This window comes from Cupriavidus respiraculi (assembly GCF_914271545.1).
GTDB lineage: Bacteria > Pseudomonadota > Gammaproteobacteria > Burkholderiales > Burkholderiaceae > Cupriavidus > Cupriavidus respiraculi.
Genome location: NZ_CAJZAH010000009.1, coordinates 71,268 through 88,186, shown reverse-complemented (window position 1 = coordinate 88,186; position 16,919 = coordinate 71,268). Strand labels below are relative to the sequence as shown.

Below are 16,919 nucleotides of genomic sequence, written 5' to 3'. Positions count from 1 at the left end.
TATGGAGGTGGGGCCGGCATCAGCCGCCGCAGCCGCCCAGCGTCACCTTGATTTCCTTGGAGGCCACATACCATTTGCCGTCGGCCTTGACGGCCGCATGCACCACGGAGGTCTGGCCCATCTTCACGCGCGTGGAAACGAACGGCTCGGTGCCGGCCGGGATCATGAAATCGGCCGCCAGCGTGTTGGGGTTCTTTTCCACCAGGATGGCGATCTGCTCGGTGTTGGGGATGTTGCTGGTCACGGCCACCGGCACCACGGCGCCGTTCTCGGCGATATCAGGTGCGTTGAAGGTGATCGCGCCGCCCTTCTCGGGGCTGCCGCCGCCCAGCGCCTTGATCACGTCGGCCACGCTCTTGCCCTCGAAGGCGGCCTGGTTCCATTCCGCCGCCTGCGCCTCGCCGATCAGGCCGGTGGCGGCCATCAGCGACAGCACCGCGGTGACCCGCAGCATGTCTCGTCTTGTCGTCGTCATTTGTGTTCCTTTCCTGCTTGATCCGCGCCCCGCGGGTTACCTGCATGCCGAGCCGGCTGTGTCCGCCGGCTTCGGCGGCGGGCGATCCGGTGGCCGCCCGCTGATGTTGTGTCGTACTGTCGTTCTGTCGTGCTGTGATGCTTTGCTGCTGCCCCACGCCACCGGCGCGCTCGCCCCGGTGGCGCGGTCCTGCTTACTTGGCCGGCGCGCCCGCCAGCACCCAATCGACCAGGATCTTCACGTCCGCGTCGCTCAGGTTGGGGTTGGCCGGCATCGGCACCGGACCCCAGACGCCCGCGCCACCGCCCTTGACCTTCTTGGACAGCGCCGCCACTGCGTTCTTGTCGCCCTTGTACTTCGCGGCGACGTCCTTGTACGCCGGGCCGACCAGCTTCTTGTCGACCTGGTGGCAACCCATGCAGGCATTCTTGTTGGCGAGTTCCTGCGCCTTGGCCGCGTCCACCGCGGCATTGGCAGAGGCGGCGCCCGCCAGCATCAGGGTTGCGATGACAAACTGCTTCATTGTGTTGCTCCGAACTGGATGAGCCGTGGGGACGGCGACAGGCCGCGCATCGCAATCTTGGGTCGGCTGGCGCGGCGGCACGCTGGCGCGCGGCATCGGCGACGACGCGGACCAGAACGCTATTTTGCCTCAAGTATCCATCTGACCATCGCCTGCAGGTCGGCATCGGGCACCTGCGGCTGCGCGGGCATGGGCATGCCGCCCCAGGCGCCCTGCCCGCCGGCCCTGATCTTCGCGGCCAGCGAGCGCTGCATGTCCTCCCCCTTCGCCTGGCGCGGCTGGTAGCGGCGGCCGATCTCGGCGAACGACGGGCCCACCAGCTTGCGGTCCACGCCGTGGCACGCCACGCACTGGTATTGCTGCGCCAGCTTCAGGCCGGCGGCCGGCGGCGCTTCTTCCCGCCGCGGCGCCGCGCTGCCCGGCGGCGGGCCGGCCGTGGTGGCGACGCCGCGCACCGGCCCGAACGGCCGCTGCTGCGCCGCGAGGTCGCCATGGGCATCCCGCGCGTAGTCGGGGATCGATGAGGTCACCGCCACCTTGTCCGCGCAGTCCTTCATGCACGCCGTGTTGCGCGTGTCCGGCCGCCCGCGTCCGGGCCACAGCCCATGCTCACGCGTCATGCCGTCGCGGTTGGGAAGGCGGCGCTGCACCTCGCCGATATTGCCCTCGGTCAGCGTGAAGTCGGCCGGCACGATGTCGCCCAGGTGCAGGATATAGGCGGTCACCGCGTAGACCTCGTCCTCGGACAGGCTCTTGGGCGCGTCCCACGGCATCGCGCGGCGGATGTAGTCCCACAGCGTGCTGACCGTGGACAGCTTCATCAGCGTGGTGCGGTAAGGCTGCGTGCCCGTGAGCCCGGCGACCCGGCCGCGCGCGATATCGTCGGCCGTGGTGCCGCCCACGATGGGGGTGAAGACTTCGTTGGACTCGCCGAAGTCGCCATGGCACGACGCGCACTTGCCGTCCCAGATCCGCTGGCCCTGCGCCACCGTGCCGCGCCCCGGCGGCAGGCCGGTGAAGTCGCCGCGCACATCGATGTCCCATGCCTTGAGCTCGGCCGGCGTGGCGGCCCGGCCCAGCGCGGCGCGCGCCTGGCTTTCCGATGGCGGCGGCGCGGCGGACGCGCCCAGCGGCAGCAGGCAGGCCGCCGCCAGCAGCCAGCGGCCGCACTCAGCCAACCTGGACATTGGACACCTCGCCGCTGGCCGCCACCTGCCAGTTCTGGATGGCGTTGTTGTGATAGATCGAGCGCGTGCCGCGCACCGCGCGCAGCTGCGCCATCCTGGGCTGGACGTAGCCGGTCTCGTCGATGGCGCGGCTTTGCAGCAGCGCGGGCGAGCCGTCCCATACCCAGTCGAGATTGAAGCGGGTCAGGCATTTGCTCAGCACCGGCGACTCCAGCCGCGCCGTGCGCCAGTTGCGCCCGCCGTCGGTGGAGACGTCGACGCGCCGGATGCGCCCGCGCCCGGACCACGCAAGGCCGCTCACGTTGTAGAAGCCCTGCCCCGTCAGCCGCTGCCCGCCCGAGGGCGTGGTGATCACCGACTTGCACTCCTGGATGGGGGTGTACTGGCGCAGCATGCCGTCCGGCATCATGTCCACGTAGTGCAGCGTCTCGTCCTTGGTGTCCCAGGGCCGGTCGCCCACCTCCAGCCGGCGCAGCCACTTGACCCACGACACGCCCTGCACGCCCGGCACCACCAGCCGCAGCGGATAGCCGTTTTCCGGGCGCAGCATCTCGCCGTTCATTCCCCAGGCGACGATGATTTCGTCGGCCAGCTCCATCGGGATGGTGCGGGTCATCGAGGAGCCGTCGGCGCCCTCGGCCAGCAGGAAACGCCCGCGCTTGCGGTCGGCGCCGGCGTCGTCCAGCAGCACGCGCAGCGGCACGCCGGTGAACTCGCAGCACGAGAGCATGCCGTGGGTGTACTGCACGGTCGGCACCGCGACATTGCCCCATTCCATGCCGGTATTGGCACCGCACTCGATGAAGTGCATGCGCGAGACCGTGGGCAGCCGCATCAGTTCATCGAGCGTATAGACGCGCGCCGTCCTGACCAGCCCGTTGATCATCAGCCGGTGGCGCGCCGGGTCGATATCGTGCCAGCCCTGGTGGTGCCGCTCGAAGTGCAGACCGTTGGGCGTGATGATGCCGAACAGGCCCTGCAGCGGCGCGAAGCTGACGGAGGCGGCCGCCACGCGCGTGAGGCCCGGCGACTCGCGCCTGACCATGCTGGTTTCGTGCGTGGACGGCTGCCCATACGGGCGCGCGGCGACCGGCTGACCGAGCGAGGTGGCCCACGGCTGGGGCTTGAGGATCGCGTCGTCGCCCGCGGCCGCGGCCGGGCGGCCCGCACCCGTGGCGGCCGCCGCGGTGGCCGCCAGCACAAAGCTCCTGCGCAGGAAGTCGCGGCGCGGCGCGTCGAGCCCGTGCCGGGCGATGTCCTGTTGCAGCGAAGGGGTGACAAAATGCTCGGGCGCTGGATTCACGCGTCCCGGGCGCAGGCTGTGCGGCAAGGCGGTCTCCTGCGGCGCTTGCCGGCCATGCCCCGTGGGGCGGCGGCGCGCCTGTTATCGGTCAAGCGTCGTTTCGCACCAGCGCGGTCAGCGCTGCCGCACGTCCTTGTCCGCCGGCGCGGCGGGCATGAAGCGGTCCACCATGCCGGCATGCAGCGCGGCGTGGTCCTCCATCCGCGTCGCGACCTGCACGCACACCGCCCGGCACAGCGCGACCACGCTTTCGTCAGCGATGGCGTAGAAGACCAGGTTGGCCTCCTTGCGCCGCGACAGCACGCCGGACTTGTACATCGCGTTCAGATGCCGCGACACGTTGGCCTGCGAGGACCCCACTGTCTCGACCACGGCGCCGACGGCTTTCTCGCCGTCGCACAGCGCGTGCAGGATCTTCAGCCGCGACGGTTCCGCCAGCAGGCTGAAGTAGCTCGATACCTTCTCGAAGACGCGGTCCAGTTCGTCCATGCGGTTCACTATATGTGTATATGCGTGAATGCGCATATAACGTTTACCCCCTGACGCGGGGCAGCATCGACATGGGAGGGACCGGCAGGGCGAAGCCGCGTCAGCGGCCAGCGAAAAGCAGCCCGCGCAGGCGCGCGCCGAACACGTTCAGCAGCAGGCCGCCCATCACAACGGCAGCGCCGATCCACTGCAGCGGCCCCATCTGCTCGCCGAGCAGCACCGCCGCGCAGGCCAGCCCCACCACGGGCACCAGCAGCGTCAGCGGCGCCACCATGCTGGCGGGATAGCGCGTCAGCAGCCGGCCCCACATGGTGTAGCCGAACAGCGTGGCCGCGAACGCGAGGTACACCACGGCGAACACACCCATGGCAGACATATGGGTCACGCTGTCGGCGATGCGCGCCGGGCCCTCGAACCACAGCGAGAGCAGCGCGAACGGAACGATCGGAATCAGCGCGCCCCATACCACCAGCGCGACCAGATCCACCTTGCCGATCTTCTTGCTCACGATGTTGCCGCTCGCCCAGCACGCGGCAGAGCACAGCGTCAGCATGAAGCCAGCCACCGACATGCCGCCCGCGTGCCCGGCACCGCCCGCGGTGGCGCCGGCGCCGATCAGCGCCAGGCCGGCCGCGGCCACCGCCATGCCCAGGACATTGTTCCAGCGCACCGGCTCGCCCAGCCACAGCGCCGCGATGGCCAGCGTGAAAAACGCCTGCGACTGCAGCACCAGCGACGCCAGGCCCGCCGGCATGCCCACGGCCATCGCGTAGAACAGGAAGGCGAACTGCCCGAGGCTGATGGTCGCGCCGTAGGCCAGCAGCATGCCCAGCGGCACACGCGGCGGGCGAATGAACAGGATCGCGGGAAAAGCCACCAGCATGAAGCGCAGCGCGCCCATCAGCATCGGCGGCACGCCAGCCAGCCCGAGCTTGATGACGGTGAAGTTCAGGCCCCAGACGAAGACGATGGCAAGGGCGAGGAGGCGGTCTTTGAGCAGCATGGCGGGCGGCAACCGGAGGGACGGGGACAAGGGAAGGGAAAGAGCCGCCGTGGCGGCCGCCGTCAGCGTACCAGATGCCGGCAGCGGCACATGCAGGCCAAATGCCGCACCGGCCGGCGTGTCCGCCCCACCCGCTCTCCCCGTCTTTGCGCCCTCCCCTCAGCCCAGCGCGTCGGCCCAGATCGCGTTGGCCCAGGCAAACGCGTAGCTGCCTTCGAGCGTATTGGGGGCGCTCGACACACCGCCGGAGCCAGGCACCGTCACCATAGTCCTCTTCTCCGGGTCGTAGCGATGCACGCTCGCCACGTGGATGACCTCGCGGTCCGAGGTGAAGCTGTAGCAGGTGTTGTTGTACAGCGGCTGCGGGTCGGGCGACTCGCCCGACAGCAGCGCGACGATGGCCGCGGCCGCCACCTTGCCATGCTGGTTGGCCATATGGCCCGACTTGGGCATCAGCGGCGCGATCTGGATCGCATCGCCCAGCACATGGATATTGGGCACCGCCTTCGACTCGAAGGTGAGGAAGTCGACCTCGCACCAGCGCTGGTTGGCCGTGGCCAGGCCCGTCGCCACCGCGATGGCGCCGGCGCGCTGCGGCGGCACCAGGTTGGCCACGTCCACGCGCTCGTCGTTCTGGATCTCGAACTTGAGCGTCTTCGTGGCGGGGTCCACGTCGACCGTGCGGTATTGCGGGCGATATTCGACGATGCCCTTGTACTTGTTCGCCCACACCTGCTTGAACAGCGCGGCCTTGGAGGTAACGTCCTCGTTGGCGTCCAGGATCAGCACCTTGCTGCGCGGCTTGGCCTGGCTGAAGTAGTGCGCCACCTGGCAGGCCCGCTCGTAGGGCCCGGGCGGGCAGCGGTAAGGCGCCACGGGAATGGTGATCGCATAGGTGCCGCCGTCGCGCATCGCCATCAGCTGCTGGCGCAGCGCCAGCGTCTGCGGGCCGGCCTTCCAGGCGTGCAGGATCTGGTCGCCGCCCGGGCGCTTGAGCCCGGGAATGTCGTCGGTCATGAAGTCCACGCCGGGCGACAGCACCAGCCGGTCATAGGACAGCGTGCCGCCGGAGGCGAGCCGCACCTGGCGGCGGCTCGGGTCGATGGCCGTGACCGTGTCGCGCACCACCTTGACGCCGTGCCGGCGGGTGAGCGCGTGGTACGACACCGTCAGGTCCTCCAGCCGCTTGCTGCCGCCGATCACCAGGTTGGACAGCGGGCACGAGATAAACGCGGTGTTGCTCTCGACCAGCGTCACGTCGATGGTATTGCCGCTCCATTCGCGCAGATAGCGCGCGGCGGTCGCGCCGCCGTAGCCACCGCCCACCACCACCACCTTGGCCCCGGCGGCCTTGCCGCCGCCGGTGGCGCAGCCCGCCACCAGCGTACCCAGCGCTGCGGTGCCCGCCGCGGCGGCGGCGCCCAGGAATTCGCGTCGTTGCATGTCGCGCTCCTTATTTGACGGCGGCGAACCAGGCCGCCATCGCCACGATCTGTTCGTCGGTATAGCCCTTGGCGATCTGGTGCATCACCGTGGCCTCGCGCTTGCCGGTCTTGAACGCCTGCATCTGTTCGACCAGATAGGACTGCGGCCGGCCGGCCAGGCCGGGCACCACGCTGCCGGCCGGGGCGCGCCCGGACGGCCCGTGGCAGTTGGCGCAGGCCGCTGCCCAGTTGCGTGCCTGGACCTGGGTCGGCGTGGCGTCGGCCGCGTTCGCGCCGCCGCTCAGGGCGGCCAGCACCGGGACCGCCAGCGCAGCCAGCCGGCGTGGCATCAGGGTGTGGATATTCATGGGATCTCCTCGCTCGAGTGGGGACCGGCCGCTCGGCAACGGGCGCAAGGCAATGCACGCGAAGCGCCGAGAAAGGCGCCCAACCGTATCACATCGGAGGGCCGGCGGTGCTGCGGATTTCTTCTGTCGATAGTCGCCCCGTGACGAGGCCAGGCTCATCTAGCGTAGCGCAGCCGGCGCGCGCGACAAATCGGCGAGGAGGATGATGCGGATCAGCAGGGCGCGGCCGGGCGGCCGCGCCGGAAGGCATACCGGGCCGGCGTTGCGCCGGCCCGGCGGGCGCTAGCGTCAGGGCAGCGCGCGGCCCGGGGGCACCGCGACCGGCGGCGTGACCGGCGCGGTCACCGGCGCCGGCACCGTCGCGCCGGTGGCGGGCGCTGGCGCGTATTGCGTCGGTGCCGCGGGCGTGGACTGCACCGGCGCGGGCGTGCCGCCGGCGGTGTCGCCGCCCGGCGGCGTGTTCTGCGAGGTCGCCGCGGCGTCCAGGCGCGCGCGCTCGGCTTCGCTGACGAAATCGAAGGCCTTGACGACCTTCGCCACGCCGCTGACATTGCGCGCGGCCTCGGTGGCGCGGTCGCCCTCGGGCGCGGTCACCACGCCCATCAGATAGACCACGCTCTTCTCGGTGGTCACCTTGATCGAGTTCGACGGCACGCCCTCGGCGGTGAGCAGTACCGTCTTGACCTTGCTGGTGAGGTAGGCGTCCTGGCTCTGGGCGGCGAAGCCCGGCGTCGACACGATCTCGATATCGTTGATCACCTCGCGGGCATTGGGCAGGCCGCGCACGTACTGGTCGATCTGCTGCTTGACGTTGGCGTCCTTGGCCTCGCCCGTCAGCAGCACCTTGCGGTTGAAGACGGTCACGTTGACGCGGGCGATGCCGTTGTAGCGCGAGGCGAGCGTGTTCTCGACTTCGAGCTGCAGTCCGCGGTCCACCGTCTGCGTCGCCGTCGGGCGGCGATCGGTCGCGCTGACGACCGTGCCCGCCACGCCCGCGGCGATCACCGGGAAGCAGGCCGTGAGCTGGCTGGTGGCGCCCAGCAGCAGCGCGGCGGCGACGGCGGCGCGAGCGAGGCCGCGCAGCGGGTGGGACGTGGACGACTCAGCCGCGGACTGAGCCCGGGCGTGCGCGTCGCGCGGGAAGGACGAAGTTGTCATGCGTTCCTTGCAATGGGTAGTGCGAAAAAGGGGAAGGCGAAGCAGGGCGCGGCGGGCCGCGCGGGATCAGCCCGCATTATGACCGACGCCCGCGGCGCTACGCCTCGTTGCCCGCGCCAAACGCGTCGCGGATCCAGGCGAGCCGCCCGCGCTCGATGGTCACCACATCCAGCCGGCAGCGCGGCACCGCGTCGAGCGCGGCCAGATAGTGGTTGGCCGCCTGCAGGATGCGCTGCTGCTTGGCTGGCGTCACGCTCGCCGCCGCGCCACCGAACGCGTTGCCGCGCCGCGCGCGCACCTCGACGAACACCAGCGTGCCGTCGGCCTCGCGCATGACCAGATCGATCTCGCCGCCTTTGCAGCGATAATTGCGCACCACCAGCGACAGGCCCTGGGCCTCGAGGTAGGACAGCGCCCTGGTTTCGGCGCGGTCGCCCTGCGCCTGGGTCGAGGATTGGAATGTGCGATTCAATGGAAGTTCTCAAGCATGACTGACTGGATCTCCCTGGCGGCCGGCCAGTCGTATCCCACCGGCACCCTGTATATCGTCGCCACGCCGATCGGCAATGTCGCCGACCTGTCGCTGCGCGCGCTGCATGTGCTGGGACTGGTCGACGCGATCGCCTGCGAGGACACCCGCAACACCGGTCAGTTGCTGTCGCGCCTGGGCATGCAGCGCCCGCTGGTGGCCGTGCACGAGCACAACGAGCGCGAGGCCGCCGTGAAGATCGTGTCGCGGCTGGCGGCGGGCGAGCGCATCGCCTATGTGTCGGACGCCGGCACGCCGGGCATCTCCGATCCCGGCGCGCGGCTGGTGGAAGCGGTGCGCGCGGCGGGTCACGGCGTGGTGCCGCTGCCCGGACCGAGCGCGGCCGTGACGGCGCTGTCGGTCGCCGGCGAACTGCTCGACGCCAGCGCGGGGCGCTTTCACTTCGTCGGCTTTCTGCCGGCCAAGCCCAAGGCCCGCGCCGAGGCCATCGCGGCACTGGCGCCACTGGAGCATGCGTGGGTGTTGTACGAAGCGCCGCACCGGATCGCCGACACGCTGGCCGCGCTGCGCGAGGGGCTGCCGGGTACGCGCCGCCTGCTGATCGGGCGCGAACTGACCAAGCTGTTCGAGAGCATCGCGGTGATGCCGGTGGCCGAAGCGGCCGACTGGCTGGCGGCCGATGCGAGCCGGGGCAAGGGGGAATTCGTCCTGGTGGTGGAAGGCGCCGGCGCGGTGGGGCAGGCGGGCGACGCGGACACCGTCGATCCGCAGGCGCGGCGCGTGCTCGATCTGCTGCTGGCGGAGCTGCCGGCCAAGCGCGCGGCGAAGCTTGCCGCGGCCATTACCGGCGCGAAGACCGACGCGCTGTACCAGCTGGCGCTGACGCGGCGCGCGGGGGATTGAATCACGGGGCTGCGGCACCGGTCTGCGGGCGATCCGGATCGCCGGGTGCGCGGCCTCAGCGCTTGCTGCTGACCTTGCGCTTGGCGACGGCCTTGCGCGCCTTGCGCGTGGAACGGTCCGGCTTGGCGTTGTCGGCATCGCTCAGCTCCGGTGCATCGTCGCCACCGCCCTCGGCGCCCTCGGGCAGGTACTGCGAACCGAGCGCGGCCACCTCGGTGCGCGATAGGCGGCGGATCTCCACCTGCGTGGCGCCCCGGTCGACGAAGCCCAGGCGCTTGGCGGCGCCATAGGACACGTCGAGCACACGGTTGCCGTGATAGGGACCGCGGTCGTTGATCCGCAGCACCGCGACCTTGTCGTTGCGCAGATTGCGCACCAGCACCCAGCTATCGAGCGGCAGCGAAGGATGGGCCGCGGTCATCGCGCCCATGTTGAATCGCTCGCCGTTGGCGGTCTTGCGTCCGTGGAAGGCCTTGCCGTACCAGGAGGCGACGCCGCGCTGCTCGAACGAACCCAGGTCGGGACGCAGGCCCTCGAGCGAACTCTTGGGGCCGACGCCTTCGTTGAGCGCATCGTCGCCGCCCCAGCCAAACAGGTTCCAGCTGCGGCCGACCGGCGGCGTCGCGTTCGCGCTGTCGGGCGCCTTGGCGAGCTTGTCCTGGGAACGGGAAGGCTTCGGTGCCGGCGTTGCCGGCGTGGCCGCGGTAGGCGCCTGGCCCTCTTCGCCATCGGGCGCGGTGGGCGGCATGGCGCACGCCGCCAGCGCGAGCGCGCAGAGGGCGTGGACGCCGGGGCGGAACATGCGCCGCAGGCGATAGGAGGTCTTGCTGAGCCAATGCATCGCGGGAGTCTAACACCGTCGCCGCGCACGATTTCCGCTGATTTTGTTACGAATTGTCGTAAATGCCTGTCAATTCCGCGCAATCCACCAACTGACAACGGATTGCGGCGATTTGCATCGGTACCACAACGGGCGCCTGCGGATCACATTTGGGCGTCAGTCCATGCCGGCCGCAGGGTTGGTTCGCAACTCGGGGCTACAATGCCCTGATCCCCGCAAGCCCTTAGACCGGCCGTGCGCCGGCGCCCCACGCATGCAAGTTGTCCTGATTCCCGTGACGCCCTTCCAGCAGAACTGTTCGCTGCTGATCGACGAGCAAAGCGGCCGCGCGGCCGTGTGCGACCCCGGCGGCGACCTCGACCGCATCCTGTCGGCGATCGCCGAGCGCGGCGTGACGGTGGACAAGATCCTGCTGACGCACGGCCATGTCGACCACTGCGCGGGCGCCGCGGCGCTGGCCCGCCAGCTCGGCGTGCCGATCGAGGGGCCGCATCGCGACGAACGCTTCTGGATCGAGCAACTGCCCGCCCAAAGCCAGCGCTTCGGCTTCGGCCACGCCGAGGCATTCGAGCCGGACCGCTGGCTCGAGGATGGCGACACCGTGCAGTTCGGCGGCGAGACGCTGGAGGTCTACCACTGCCCCGGCCACACGCCCGGCCACGTCGTGTTCTTCTCCCGGCCGCACCAGGTCGCGATCGTCGGCGACGTGCTGTTCGCCGGCTCCATCGGCCGCACCGACTTTCCGCGCGGCAACCATGCCGACCTGATCCGCTCTATCCGCACCCGGCTGTGGCCGCTGGGCGACGAGGTCACCTTCGTTCCCGGCCATGGCCCGGTGTCAACCTTCGGCAACGAGCGGCGCAGCAATCCTTACGTCGCCGATCACCTGATCGACGCGGCCTGACGCCATGGCCAAGCAGCAGCCCCGCGACACCCGCCCGGAAATCTACGTGAGCACCGATGTCGAGGCGGACGGCCCGATTCCGGGCCCACATTCGATGCTGTCCTTCGCCTCGGCCGCGATGCTGGCCGACAAGACCGTGGTCGGCACGTTCTCGGCCAACCTCGAGACGCTGCCGGGCGCGGTCGGCCATCCGGTCCAGATGAAGTGGTGGCAGACCGAACCCGATGCCTGGGCCGCCTGCCGGCGCGACCTGCAGCGGCCCGAGGACGCGATGGTGCGCTATGTGGAGTGGGTCGAGAGCCTGCCGGGCAAACCGGTCTTCGTGGCGTTTCCGGCCGGTTTCGATTTCACCTGGATGTTCTGGTACATGATGCGCTTCGCCGGCCGCTCGCCGTTCGGCTGGGCCGCGCTGGACATCAAGACGCTGGGCTTCGCGCTGACCGGCCTGCCCTACCGGCGCACGGTCAAGCCCGCGCTGCCCGACGCGTGGAAGGATCCGCTGCCGCACACCCACGTGGCGCTGGACGATGCACTGGAGCAAGGCGCCCTGTTCTGCAACATGCTGGCCGCGCTGCGCGAGCGGGAAGCCGCGCTGGCCCGCGCGGCGGCACCGCCGCCGGACGGCGGCGCGGACGGAAACTGAGCCGCGCGGGCCGATCCGGCTATCGCTGGCCGTATCGCCGGCCTATATTGGAAGCGTGCATGGCAGTGCCACCGTCGGCGCGGGTCCGTGCCGGCTCCGCCCCTCGCGGGGCGCCGCGTGGCTCGTCATGCATGGCAGGCACGCACGGTGCGTGCCGGTAGCGCGTTCCAGCCACAGGAGGTGTCCACCATGCGCTTCCATCCCGAACTTCACTTCAGGCACCTGAGCGAGCGCTTTCACCGGCCCCGTGCCGCGCATCCCGTCGCGCGCTTTCATGCATCCGACGAGCAGGCCGAGGCCGCCAAGGCCACGGTCTATATCAGTACGTTGACCCTGGTTCTGCTGCTGGTGGTATTGGTGGCGATCGCCTTCGGTCAGGAGGCCATGCACTGGCTGGGTGTCCGCTAGGGCGACCCACCTGAAGCTGTACAGCCTTCGCGACCGGGCCGGCCCTCAGGATTGAGGGCCGGTTTCTATTTGGGACAACCGGTTTCACGTTGCCACCAACCGTCGATGGCTCGCGAGCATTCGCTCACGGCTTACGACGCAACCTACCTGGATCTCGCCCTGCGCAATGGCGCCGTGCTGGCCACGCTCGACAAAGCTCTGGCCCGGGCCATGCACGACGCCGGCGGCACGGTCTTCCAGTAGCCGCCGAACGGCACGAATCGGCTGCGCTCCCGCAGCCTCTACCTCACCTCATCAAATCCGCCAGCGCCAGCGCCACCACCTTGGTCGCGCGGTTCAGGTCATCCAGGCGCAGGTTTTCGTCCGAGTTGTGGCCGCGCGCTTCCATCAGCGTGCGGGGGCCGGCGCCGTACAGCACGGTGGGGATGCCGTGCTTGGTGTAGTGGCGGGCATCGGTGTACAGCGGCACGCCATGCACCGGGATGTCGACGCCGAACACTTCCTCGGCGCGGCTCTTGAGGGCATGGATGAGCTTGTCGACGCCCGGCAGCTCGGACAGCGGCTCGGCGAGGATGATGCGTTCGACCTTCGCTTCGATGCCCGGCCGGTCCTTGGCGGCCTTCTCCACCACCGCGCGGATCTCGCCTTCGGCATCGAAGCCGATCTCCTCGGGGATCATGCGGCGGTCGACGCGGAACGTTACGAGATCCGGCACCACGTTGGTATTGATGCCGCCCTTGATCAGGCCCACGTTCAGCGTAGCCGTGTCGATGCCCGGCGTCCTGGACTTGCGGGTCGCCAGTTCGGCGCGCAGGTCGTAGATCGCGCGCAGGATATGGGTGGCGGCCTCGATCGCATCGACGCCGGTGTGCGGCATGGCCGCATGGCCCTGCTTGCCCTTGACGGTGACCTCGACATGCAGGCAACCGTTGTGCGCCGAGGTGATGCCGTAGGAGAAGCCGGCGGAGATCGCATAGTCCGGCTTGCTCAGGCCCTGCTCCAGCAGGTACTTCGGGCCGATGTCGCCGCCCGTTTCCTCGTCGTAGGTGAACTGCAGCTCCACCGTGCCTTTGATCTTCTGGCCACGCTTCTCGGCCTCCATCAGCGCCAGCACGGCATAGGTGTAGGTGGCGAAATCCGACTTGGACACCGCCACGCCGCGGCCGTACATGACCGGGCCGTGCTCGCTGTCGGCGATCTCGCCGCCATAGGGGTCCTTGGTCCAGCCCAGGCCCGGGGGCACCACGTCGCCATGGGCGTTCATGGCGATCACGGGGCCGCCCTTGCCGAACGTCTTGCGCACGATCAGGTTGGTGGCGCTGATCATGCCCGCCGCCTTGACCAGCGCCTCCGGCACCGGATGCGCCTCCACCTCGAATCCCAGTTCCTCCAGCAGCGCGCGGGCGCGCTGGCCGTGCGCCGCGCAGTCGCCGGGCGGATTGTCCGACGGCACCTTGACCAGTTCGGCGAGGAAGGCCTGCTGGCGGGGGCGTTGTTCGTCGATATAGCTGGTCAGCGTGGCTTGCAGCGAAGGGATCTGGTCGGGTGCGTTCATCGTTGTCTCGGGATGTGTGCTGTGGGTGTGCTGTGGAAGGTGTTGGGTGCGATGGATGTCTCAGGGCGCCGGCACGAAGTGCTCGACGAAGTCCGAGAACACGCGCGCGGCGATCGCGGCATCTTCCGCGGTCATGGTCTCGGTCGGGTGATGGCTGATGCCGCCGTTGCCGCAGCGCACGAACAGCATCGCGACATCGGCGATGGCGGCCACGGCCATCGCGTCATGGCCGGCGCCCGACGGCAGGTGCCGCACCGGCTGGCCCTGGCGCTCGATGGCCGCGGCCCACTGCCGCTGCAGCCACGGCGCGCACGGCACGCTGCCGGCTTCGTGGGTCTTGCGCATCTGCACGCGCACGTTGCGGCGCGCGCCGATGCGCTCGATCTCGGCGAGCACGTCGTCGACCGCGGATTGGCGCACCGCGTCCTCGCCGGCGCGGATGTCGATGGACAGCACGGCGCGGCCAGGCACCACGTTGGCGGCGCCGTTGGGCACGTTGAACTGGCCGACCGTGCCGACCAGGCCCGGCGTGCCACCGCAGCGGCGCTCGATATAAAGGCCGATTTCGGCGCCGGCCATCGCCGCGTCGCGCCGCAGCTCCATCGGCACCGTGCCAGCATGTCCGGCCAGCCCTTCGAGCTCGACGATAAAGCGCGTGGCGCCCGAGATGGCGGTGACCACGCCCAGCGGCAGGCCTTCGTTGAGCAGCACCGGCCCCTGTTCGATATGCACTTCGACGAAGGCCAGCACGCTGTCCCGCGCGCGGGCCGCGGCCGGCAGCGCGGCGGCATCGAAGCCGGCGGCGCGCATGGCGTCGCGCATCGTGCGTCCGGACTCGTCCACGTTGTCCAGCACATTGGTATCGAACGTGCCGGCGATGGCGCGGCTGCCGAGCAGGGTGGCCTTGAAGCGCACGCCCTCTTCCTCGGCGAAGCCAACCACCTCGATGGCGAAGGGAAAGCGCTTGCCCTGGCGATGCCATTCGGCCACGCAGGCGATCGGCAGGATCACGCCGAGATTGCCGTCGTAGCGGCCGGCGTCGCGCACCGTATCGAAATGCGAGCCGGTCAGCAGCGCGGGCGCGCCCGGCTCCAGTCCCTCGTAGCGGCCGATCACGTTGCCGGCGGCATCGCGCCGCACGGTCATGCCGGCGTCCTGCATCCACGCGGTGAGCTGCGCGGCGGCGCCGTGGTGCGCTTCGGTCAGATAGGTCCGCGTGAGCATGCCGGGCTGCTCGGTATGCACGGCCAGGGCGTCGGCCCAGTCCATGATGCGGGCGCCGACGTCGGAGGCGGGGGTGGGGAATGCTGCTGCCATGCGTGTCTCCTGCAAGCCTGTCGCCGTCCGGGATGACGGCATGGCGGCCGCCCATGCGCGCCGCCCGGATGACGTTATAGCGCGGGGATGCGGGCGTGGATACCGGCGGCGCTCTGTGGGCCTGCGCGGCACGTCCGTGGTGCGCTGCGAGCGCTTGTGGTGCGCCCTGTGCAATCGATGGTAGCACAGCGCATTCAAACTTTGCATACAAAAATTATATGCACTATATTCGGTGACACGTTCGGACAATGCGCTGCGGACAATCCGGTCCGGCCAGCCTCAGATGTGCAATCCGCCCCAACAGGGGGGCCGCGCACATGGACGCCGACACCGGGTTTTCCGGCGCGGCGAAACGGACGCACCACCGCCGGCCGGGCATCGAACGGCAACGGCAGACCTGAACCGACGAGATGGGCCGCGCCAGACGCACGGACCCGTCCATGGAGACAACGATGCACCAACCCACCCCGTCGCCGGCGGCGGCCGGCACCGCCGCGCGCCCGGATGCCCGTCCCCTTCACGTGCGCTTTACCCGTTCCCTGTTCGGCCAGGTGCTGATCGCCCTGGTGTTGGGCGTGGTGCTCGGGCTGGCCGCGCCGGAGTTCGCCGCCAAGCTCAAGCCGCTGGGCGACGCCTTCATCAAGCTGATCAAGATGCTGATCGGGCCCATCGTGTTCTGCGTGGTGGTGGCCGGCATCTGCGGCGCCGGCGAGCTGAAGAAGGTGGGCCGCGTCGGCGTCAAGGCGGTCATCTATTTCGAGATCGTCACCACCATCGCGCTGGCGCTGGGCATCGCGCTGGCGTACGTGTTCCAGCCCGGGGCCGGCATGAACGTCAATCCCGCCTCGCTCGATGCGTCCGCGATGAGCGCCTATGTCGACAACGCGTCGAAGATGGCCAGCGGCGGCACCGTGGACTTCCTGCTGAAGCTGATCCCGGGCACGATGGTGGGCGCGTTCGCCAACGGCGACGTGCTGCAGGTGCTCTTGATCTCGGTGCTGTTCGGCTGCGCGCTGTCGCTGACCGGCGAGACCGGCAAGCCGCTGGTGCGGGTGATCGACAACCTGTCGCAGACGCTGTTCAAGATGATGAGCTTCATCATCAAGCTGGCGCCGCTGGGCGTGCTCGGGGCGGTGGCCTTCACCGTCGGCAAGTACGGCATCGGCTCGCTCAAGCAGCTGGGCTTCCTGGTGGTGCTGTTCTACGGCGCGGTGGTGATGTTCGTGCTGGTCGTGCTGGGCACGGTGATGCGCATGGCGGGCTTCTCGGTGCTGAAGCTGATCCGCTACCTGCGCGCCGAACTGCTGGTGGTGCTGGGCACCGCCTCGTCCGACAGCGTGCTGCCGCAGGTGATGCGCAAGCTCGAATTCATGGGCATCCGCAAGTCGGTCGTGGGGCTGGTGATTCCCACCGGCTACTCGTTCAACCTGGACGCCTTCTCGATCTACCTGACGCTGGCCGCCGTCTTTATCGCCCAGGCCACCAACACGCCGCTGGCCATGGGCGATCTGCTCGGCATCCTGGCCGTGGCGCTGGTCACCTCCAAGGGCGCGCACGGTATTCCGGGCTCGGCCATCGTGATCCTGGCGGCGACGCTGTCGGCCCATCCCGCCATTCCGGCCATCGGCCTCGTGCTGGTGCTGTCGGTGGACTGGTTCATCGGCATCGCCCGCGCCGTGGGCAATCTGGTCGGCAACTGCGTGGCGACCGTGGTGGTGGCCGCCTGGGAAAAGGACATCGACCGCGAGCGCGCGCATGGGGTGCTCAACGGCACCATCGCCGCCACCGAGCTGGAGGAAGGCATGCCCGCCCCGGCACCGCTCGCCCCCGGGCTCGCCGCCGATGCGCCGGTGCAAACCCGCGCCGGCATGCCCGGGGGTGCGGCGGGAGGCTAGAATCTCGCATTCCTTCCTGCGCACCTCGCGCGG

At 69.6% G+C, this 16,919-nt stretch carries 19 protein-coding genes; 6 read left to right on the top strand and 13 right to left on the bottom strand.

The annotated features are described in order from the left end of the window. Positions 1-19: 19 nt before the first annotated feature. The 10 genes from soxY to LDO27_RS24165 form a co-directional block, all read right to left on the bottom strand. Complete coding sequence (gene soxY, locus LDO27_RS24210; protein WP_222203201.1) at positions 20-475, bottom strand: thiosulfate oxidation carrier protein SoxY; 456 nt, start codon at positions 473-475, stop codon at positions 20-22. Between the two features lie 193 nt (positions 476-668). Then, entirely contained in the window at positions 669-998 is a 330-nt protein-coding gene (locus LDO27_RS24205) for a c-type cytochrome (RefSeq protein ID WP_224044449.1), read from the bottom strand. A 119-nt stretch (positions 999-1,117) separates the two neighbouring features. Then, positions 1,118-2,185 carry a c-type cytochrome gene (locus LDO27_RS24200; protein WP_224044447.1) on the bottom strand — a complete coding sequence of 356 codons (1,068 nt, stop codon included), beginning with the start codon at positions 2,183-2,185 and terminating at the stop codon, positions 1,118-1,120. Beyond that, positions 2,169-3,515 carry a sulfite dehydrogenase gene (gene soxC, locus LDO27_RS24195; RefSeq protein ID WP_224044446.1) on the bottom strand — a complete coding sequence of 449 codons (1,347 nt, stop codon included), beginning with the start codon at positions 3,513-3,515 and terminating at the stop codon, positions 2,169-2,171. Before soxC ends, LDO27_RS24200 begins: the two co-directional genes overlap by 17 nt. Positions 3,516-3,602: 87 nt before the next feature. Then, entirely contained in the window at positions 3,603-4,013 is a 411-nt protein-coding gene (locus LDO27_RS24190; RefSeq protein WP_222203197.1) for an ArsR/SmtB family transcription factor, read from the bottom strand. A 64-nt stretch (positions 4,014-4,077) separates the two neighbouring features. Next, positions 4,078-4,980: an EamA family transporter gene (locus LDO27_RS24185; protein ID WP_224044444.1), complete on the bottom strand. Its 903-nt coding sequence runs from the start codon at positions 4,978-4,980 to the stop codon at positions 4,078-4,080. Between the two features lie 159 nt (positions 4,981-5,139). After that, positions 5,140-6,423: an NAD(P)/FAD-dependent oxidoreductase gene (locus LDO27_RS24180; RefSeq protein ID WP_224044442.1), complete on the bottom strand. Its 1,284-nt coding sequence runs from the start codon at positions 6,421-6,423 to the stop codon at positions 5,140-5,142. Positions 6,424-6,433: 10 nt separating this feature from the next. Then, the gene (locus tag LDO27_RS24175) at positions 6,434-6,772 is read right to left on the bottom strand and encodes a c-type cytochrome (RefSeq protein WP_224044441.1); all 339 of its coding nucleotides are present in this window, start codon (positions 6,770-6,772) and stop codon (positions 6,434-6,436) included. A 288-nt stretch (positions 6,773-7,060) separates the two neighbouring features. Further along, on the bottom strand, positions 7,061-7,930 hold the full coding sequence (locus LDO27_RS24170; protein ID WP_224044439.1) for a BON domain-containing protein: 870 nt from the start codon (positions 7,928-7,930) through the stop codon (positions 7,061-7,063). A gap of 97 nt (positions 7,931-8,027) precedes the next feature. After that, positions 8,028-8,402: a YraN family protein gene (locus LDO27_RS24165; protein ID WP_222203191.1), complete on the bottom strand. Its 375-nt coding sequence runs from the start codon at positions 8,400-8,402 to the stop codon at positions 8,028-8,030. A gap of 15 nt (positions 8,403-8,417) precedes the next feature. Between LDO27_RS24165 and rsmI the strand changes: the two genes are divergently transcribed. Next, entirely contained in the window at positions 8,418-9,323 is a 906-nt protein-coding gene (gene rsmI / locus LDO27_RS24160) for a 16S rRNA (cytidine(1402)-2'-O)-methyltransferase (RefSeq protein ID WP_224044438.1), read from the top strand. Positions 9,324-9,378: 55 nt separating this feature from the next. On the opposite strand, the gene LDO27_RS24155 is transcribed toward rsmI, so the two are convergent. Further along, a complete protein-coding gene (locus tag LDO27_RS24155; RefSeq protein ID WP_224044436.1) occupies positions 9,379-10,164 on the bottom strand; it encodes a septal ring lytic transglycosylase RlpA family protein in 786 nt (261 codons plus the stop codon). Between the two features lie 253 nt (positions 10,165-10,417). Here LDO27_RS24155 and LDO27_RS24150 point away from each other — a divergent pair, with 253 nt between their 5' ends. The 4 genes from LDO27_RS24150 to LDO27_RS24135 all read left to right on the top strand — a co-directional run bounded on the left by LDO27_RS24150 (position 10,418) and on the right by LDO27_RS24135 (position 12,362). Beyond that, positions 10,418-11,068: an MBL fold metallo-hydrolase gene (locus LDO27_RS24150; RefSeq protein WP_224044435.1), complete on the top strand. Its 651-nt coding sequence runs from the start codon at positions 10,418-10,420 to the stop codon at positions 11,066-11,068. Between the two features lie 4 nt (positions 11,069-11,072). Continuing rightward, positions 11,073-11,711: an exonuclease gene (locus LDO27_RS24145; RefSeq protein ID WP_222203183.1), complete on the top strand. Its 639-nt coding sequence runs from the start codon at positions 11,073-11,075 to the stop codon at positions 11,709-11,711. 189 nt (positions 11,712-11,900) lie between these two features. Beyond that, on the top strand, positions 11,901-12,119 hold the full coding sequence (locus LDO27_RS24140) for a hypothetical protein (RefSeq protein WP_222203304.1): 219 nt from the start codon (positions 11,901-11,903) through the stop codon (positions 12,117-12,119). Between the two features lie 105 nt (positions 12,120-12,224). Next, complete coding sequence (locus LDO27_RS24135; protein WP_224044433.1) at positions 12,225-12,362, top strand: type II toxin-antitoxin system VapC family toxin; 138 nt, start codon at positions 12,225-12,227, stop codon at positions 12,360-12,362. Between the two features lie 43 nt (positions 12,363-12,405). On the opposite strand, the gene LDO27_RS24130 is transcribed toward LDO27_RS24135, so the two are convergent. Beyond that, positions 12,406-13,674: an ArgE/DapE family deacylase gene (locus LDO27_RS24130; RefSeq protein ID WP_224044431.1), complete on the bottom strand. Its 1,269-nt coding sequence runs from the start codon at positions 13,672-13,674 to the stop codon at positions 12,406-12,408. A gap of 60 nt (positions 13,675-13,734) precedes the next feature. Further along, positions 13,735-14,991 carry an allantoate amidohydrolase gene (locus tag LDO27_RS24125; protein ID WP_224044429.1) on the bottom strand — a complete coding sequence of 419 codons (1,257 nt, stop codon included), beginning with the start codon at positions 14,989-14,991 and terminating at the stop codon, positions 13,735-13,737. A 452-nt stretch (positions 14,992-15,443) separates the two neighbouring features. On the opposite strand from LDO27_RS24125, the gene LDO27_RS24120 reads away from it, so the two are divergent. Continuing rightward, positions 15,444-16,886, top strand: coding sequence for a C4-dicarboxylate transporter DctA (locus tag LDO27_RS24120; protein WP_224044428.1), 1,443 nt, complete (start codon positions 15,444-15,446; stop codon positions 16,884-16,886). Positions 16,887-16,919: the final 33 nt, after the last annotated feature.

Coding starts and splice junctions, on each gene's coding strand:
- soxY (WP_222203201.1), bottom strand. CDS start 475: ATGACGACGACAAGACGAGACATGCTGCGGGTCACCGCGGTGCTGTCG.
- LDO27_RS24205 (WP_224044449.1), bottom strand. CDS start 998: ATGAAGCAGTTTGTCATCGCAACCCTGATGCTGGCGGGCGCCGCCTCT.
- LDO27_RS24200 (WP_224044447.1), bottom strand. CDS start 2,185: ATGTCCAGGTTGGCTGAGTGCGGCCGCTGGCTGCTGGCGGCGGCCTGC.
- LDO27_RS24190 (WP_222203197.1), bottom strand. CDS start 4,013: ATGCGCATTCACGCATATACACATATAGTGAACCGCATGGACGAACTG.
- LDO27_RS24185 (WP_224044444.1), bottom strand. CDS start 4,980: ATGCTGCTCAAAGACCGCCTCCTCGCCCTTGCCATCGTCTTCGTCTGG.
- LDO27_RS24180 (WP_224044442.1), bottom strand. CDS start 6,423: ATGCAACGACGCGAATTCCTGGGCGCCGCCGCCGCGGCGGGCACCGCA.
- LDO27_RS24175 (WP_224044441.1), bottom strand. CDS start 6,772: ATGAATATCCACACCCTGATGCCACGCCGGCTGGCTGCGCTGGCGGTC.
- LDO27_RS24170 (WP_224044439.1), bottom strand. CDS start 7,930: ATGACAACTTCGTCCTTCCCGCGCGACGCGCACGCCCGGGCTCAGTCC.
- rsmI (WP_224044438.1), top strand. CDS start 8,418: ATGACTGACTGGATCTCCCTGGCGGCCGGCCAGTCGTATCCCACCGGC.
- LDO27_RS24155 (WP_224044436.1), bottom strand. CDS start 10,164: ATGCATTGGCTCAGCAAGACCTCCTATCGCCTGCGGCGCATGTTCCGC.
- LDO27_RS24150 (WP_224044435.1), top strand. CDS start 10,418: ATGCAAGTTGTCCTGATTCCCGTGACGCCCTTCCAGCAGAACTGTTCG.
- LDO27_RS24145 (WP_222203183.1), top strand. CDS start 11,073: ATGGCCAAGCAGCAGCCCCGCGACACCCGCCCGGAAATCTACGTGAGC.
- LDO27_RS24140 (WP_222203304.1), top strand. CDS start 11,901: ATGCGCTTCCATCCCGAACTTCACTTCAGGCACCTGAGCGAGCGCTTT.
- LDO27_RS24135 (WP_224044433.1), top strand. CDS start 12,225: ATGGCTCGCGAGCATTCGCTCACGGCTTACGACGCAACCTACCTGGAT.
- LDO27_RS24130 (WP_224044431.1), bottom strand. CDS start 13,674: ATGAACGCACCCGACCAGATCCCTTCGCTGCAAGCCACGCTGACCAGC.
- LDO27_RS24125 (WP_224044429.1), bottom strand. CDS start 14,991: ATGGCAGCAGCATTCCCCACCCCCGCCTCCGACGTCGGCGCCCGCATC.
- LDO27_RS24120 (WP_224044428.1), top strand. CDS start 15,444: ATGCACCAACCCACCCCGTCGCCGGCGGCGGCCGGCACCGCCGCGCGC.